The organism is Roseburia sp. 1XD42-69, from assembly GCF_003612565.1.
GTDB lineage: Bacteria > Bacillota > Clostridia > Lachnospirales > Lachnospiraceae > Roseburia_B.
In genome coordinates, this window is the sequence record NZ_RAZG01000150.1 from 1 (window position 1) to 3,267 (window position 3,267).

A 3,267-nucleotide genomic window follows, 5' to 3' on the forward strand; every position below is an offset into this window, starting at 1 on the left:
TAAGAAAGGTGGTGATGCCAACTTCTTTACATTCTACAATATAACCACTATATGAAAAAACAGCTGATAGCACCAAGGGGGAAGTCCGCCCTTTTTTAGTGTATTTTTATCATTCCTATCATCTATTATTGTTGGTTCAATGGCTTAATCCTGTTGTAATGTCATACCACTACTAAGTTGTTAACATTGATCTTAAAGAAATTGATGAGCATATTAGATACCAATGTTTTATTGATGTTAGCTTTATTTTTTACTTTTGCAGGTCAATGGGCTACAGAAATAAAGATAAAAGACATTGAAAATAGAAAGGAGAAGTAAGATGTATACAAGCGATGAAAAGTACGAAGTAATATTGAATAGTGTTGCAGATATTAATATGTCTAACTGGCAAATAACGAAAACACTAGATACCATGACAATGGTAAATAATAAGTTTGTTATTCTTTCTATTATCAACAATTTGCTAAACGAGGGAGTGAATAAAAAAGATATTTTTGTGACGGATAAATCATTTTTGATTTCTACAAATTATAAAACATATTTTGAAAAAGGAAATAGATTTTTTGGAGGTCAAAATGATATAGTAAAAATGTATAGTTTAGGACGTTTAATTTCTATGGAACCAAATGAGGATATTTATAAAATTAATTGTCTTTTTGAGTTTTATAAAAAACTTAATTCTATAACAAATAAATACTTGAAATGTAGAATTAGAAGTATTTATTTGTCAGATAGTTTTTCTGTGCTATTTAATGGGTCTGTGGAACAGGCTTATGAGATTTTGTTAGATGGGGCAAAAGAACAAGTTTATGATGTGTTTGAAAGATATATATCTCCAGATACTAAAAGGAGAGATATGATAATTACTAATCTTGAAAGTCAGAAGGAACCTTGTTTGAGAAAGAATAGAAATCGATTTGAAAAAATCATGAGAGAAAGTAGCAAAAAATTTGCTTATACATACAATCGTTTTGATAGACCTATTGTAGGAATTTATCATCAGGATGGACATTCTATAGAAATTATTAATGCGGATCAGATGTATAAAAATGGAGAAGAATCTGATACACAGATTAAGTTGAAACAAATAACGAAAAATAGTCCTGTCGCAATTGCATTGTTGGTTACGGGACCAATGGTAGGTTTCTTGGGCTATTTGCTCTACAGAGAACATAAGGTAAATAATCAGATGGATGAGCAAGATATATTTGATATTCCACAGGATGACGAAGTAGCAATTAGCAATATTATTGGGAATGATGATGGTAATCTTATCGATTCAGGTAATGTTAGAGAGGTGGATTCACAGGTAAAGGAATTGGCTCAGTGTAATCTTAACAAATTAGAAATTGTAACAAATAAGCGAGTAGTACATTTAGAGATGAATATTGAGAGTAAAATCGATATCGCAGTTAAGTAAGAGAGTACTGGTTTATATGAAAATAAAGATATCCGAATTCTAAGCCATACTATGAAGCTAGAAAAGATACGGCATTGTCACAATAACTAATAACCATATATCTTAGGTAGAGACGGAAAGAAGGCTGGAAATGAGTAGTGATTTAAATGACCTTGAAATGGCGAAAAAACGTGATCACAAAATTATGATTACAGATGAAGCCATTAATAAAGTTCCACATGTTCAGTATAAAGAAATACCTGAAACTGAATATGATAATCTTCAGGAGCTGGCAAGACAGGTTTTGAAGATTTCCAAAGATGAAAATGATTCTAATGAAGTAGCAGTCACATATAGCCTTGAGAGTGCAAGATTGATAGAAAAGGGAGAGCGTTATATCGGTATTGCTCTGGGAGCAGAACATGACGTTGATCCTTTGAGCGATTCGACATCATATCATTTGATTCGTTCTTCGAGAGACTGTGTGGTAATTGTATTGCATAATCATCCGTCATTGTCGGCTTTTTCACTGCCAGACATATAATTTTTATTGAGATATGAAACTGTAAAAATGATGGTTGTTGTTACAAATTTAGGTAGTGTATCATATTTGGTAAAGAACGGAAAGTATGATTTTGAAAAGGCTGTTATACTTCTTAATGAGGCAGTGGATTTAAATAATAAAGCAAAAAATATAAAAGATTTGCAGGATGCAGCGGACTATTTTTTGAAAAACTGTTATAATGTAGGTATAAACTATGAGAAACGATAGGAGGTGCATATTATGACAGAAGAACATGTAGTATTAAGTGAACGCCCGGAAGACCAACTGAAAGCGGTAGAGTGGGCTCGTGAACAAAAGAAAAAAATTCTTGATGACAAAAGTAGGCGTATCGCAGATGCACTTATGGAAAAAATGACACCTTTGATTTTGAAAAATAGCGCACAGAAATAGCGTGGGTACAATTTGGGTACAGCAGATTTGAAACCACATTAACAAGATACAAAACCGTATCAAAATGATATGGTTTTGCGATGAAATAACATCAGATTTATATGAAAAATCAAACCGGAAAAAGAGTTCGAATAAACAAAAATGCTTAGTAAACCCAGTGTTTATGCTGGTTTGCGGGCTTTGGAAAGGTCTTTTGATAACAAATTGATAACAGTTGTTTGAGTGTGATTATTCTTGCTGTCGAGTGGTTTGTTGGTGGGAGAATGATTTGTAAGCGGTTTGGATGACTGAAATAAATCCATATTAGAAACGCCCTTAGCTGTGGGTAGGAACTCATGGCTAAGGGCGTTTTTTGTTGTGCTTGTTAATCAGTTTTGAGTTTGTCCTTGAACTGTTCAATCAAGGTATCACTCAATTCCTTAGAGGGAACTTTTGCCCAATGCTGCGTGGTGTCAAACTTCGGGTAATTGTACCGCCACTGGTCGTAATCTTCCCTGCTGATTTCCTCGGCAGAGAGTTTTACAGCCTGTTCCTGCCAAGCGGTAAGCATTTGCAGTAACTCGGCGGCATCCTTACTTTTGTCTTTGTTGACTTTCAAACAGACTTCTCCGTCTGTTTCACTGACAATAAGACCGTAAATGTCCTCAAGGGAAAATAAGGTGTGCATAAGCCCGGTGTAGCTGTCAATGTCGGGTATGTCCAGTGCTTGCGGCGCAACGTCAAGAGCCTGCGCCAGTGCAGCAGTCAAGTCTGCCTTCGGTTTGCGTGAGCCAGTTTCGTACTGTGCCAGACGGACATCCGCTGATTTTTCGGGAAACCCGACAAGCATACCGAGGTATTTTTGTGTCATGCCCCGCATGATGCGGAAAAAATGTATTCTTTCGCCAATCGCCATAGTGTTTCACTCCTTGTT

At 35.3% G+C, this 3,267-nt stretch carries 5 protein-coding genes; 4 read left to right on the forward strand and 1 reads right to left on the reverse strand.

Annotated features, from left to right (window positions below; all coding sequences use genetic code 11):
* Nucleotides 1-319 precede the first annotated feature (319 nt).
* From D7Y06_RS24360 to D7Y06_RS26275, 4 genes are all read left to right on the forward strand, one after another.
* Nucleotides 320-1,420, forward strand: a complete 1,101-nt coding sequence (locus D7Y06_RS24360) for a hypothetical protein (protein ID WP_120410077.1) — start codon at nt 320-322, stop codon at nt 1,418-1,420.
* A gap of 130 nt (nt 1,421-1,550) precedes the next feature.
* On the forward strand, nt 1,551-1,943 hold the full coding sequence (locus D7Y06_RS27515) for a hypothetical protein (protein WP_243119500.1): 393 nt from the start codon (nt 1,551-1,553) through the stop codon (nt 1,941-1,943).
* A gap of 27 nt (nt 1,944-1,970) precedes the next feature.
* A complete protein-coding gene (locus D7Y06_RS27520) occupies nt 1,971-2,171 on the forward strand; it encodes a hypothetical protein (RefSeq protein WP_243119501.1) in 201 nt (66 codons plus the stop codon).
* Nucleotides 2,172-2,183: 12 nt separating this feature from the next.
* Nucleotides 2,184-2,354 (forward strand): hypothetical protein, encoded by a 171-nt coding sequence (locus D7Y06_RS26275; RefSeq protein WP_158591494.1) that lies wholly within the window; start codon nt 2,184-2,186, stop codon nt 2,352-2,354.
* Between the two features lie 364 nt (nt 2,355-2,718).
* Here D7Y06_RS26275 and D7Y06_RS24370 read toward each other — a convergent pair whose 3' ends face one another.
* Nucleotides 2,719-3,249 carry a helix-turn-helix domain-containing protein gene (locus D7Y06_RS24370; RefSeq protein ID WP_120410078.1) on the reverse strand — a complete coding sequence of 177 codons (531 nt, stop codon included), beginning with the start codon at nt 3,247-3,249 and terminating at the stop codon, nt 2,719-2,721.
* Nucleotides 3,250-3,267 lie beyond the last annotated feature (18 nt).

Excerpts from the sequence above, each read along its gene's own strand:
- D7Y06_RS26275 (WP_158591494.1), top strand. The coding sequence starts at position 2,184 with ATGACAGAAGAACATGTAGTATTAAGTGAACGCCCGGAAGACCAACTG.
- D7Y06_RS27520 (WP_243119501.1), top strand. The coding sequence starts at position 1,971 with ATGATGGTTGTTGTTACAAATTTAGGTAGTGTATCATATTTGGTAAAG.
- D7Y06_RS27515 (WP_243119500.1), top strand. The coding sequence starts at position 1,551 with ATGAGTAGTGATTTAAATGACCTTGAAATGGCGAAAAAACGTGATCAC.
- D7Y06_RS24370 (WP_120410078.1), bottom strand. The coding sequence starts at position 3,249 with ATGGCGATTGGCGAAAGAATACATTTTTTCCGCATCATGCGGGGCATG.
- D7Y06_RS24360 (WP_120410077.1), top strand. The coding sequence starts at position 320 with ATGTATACAAGCGATGAAAAGTACGAAGTAATATTGAATAGTGTTGCA.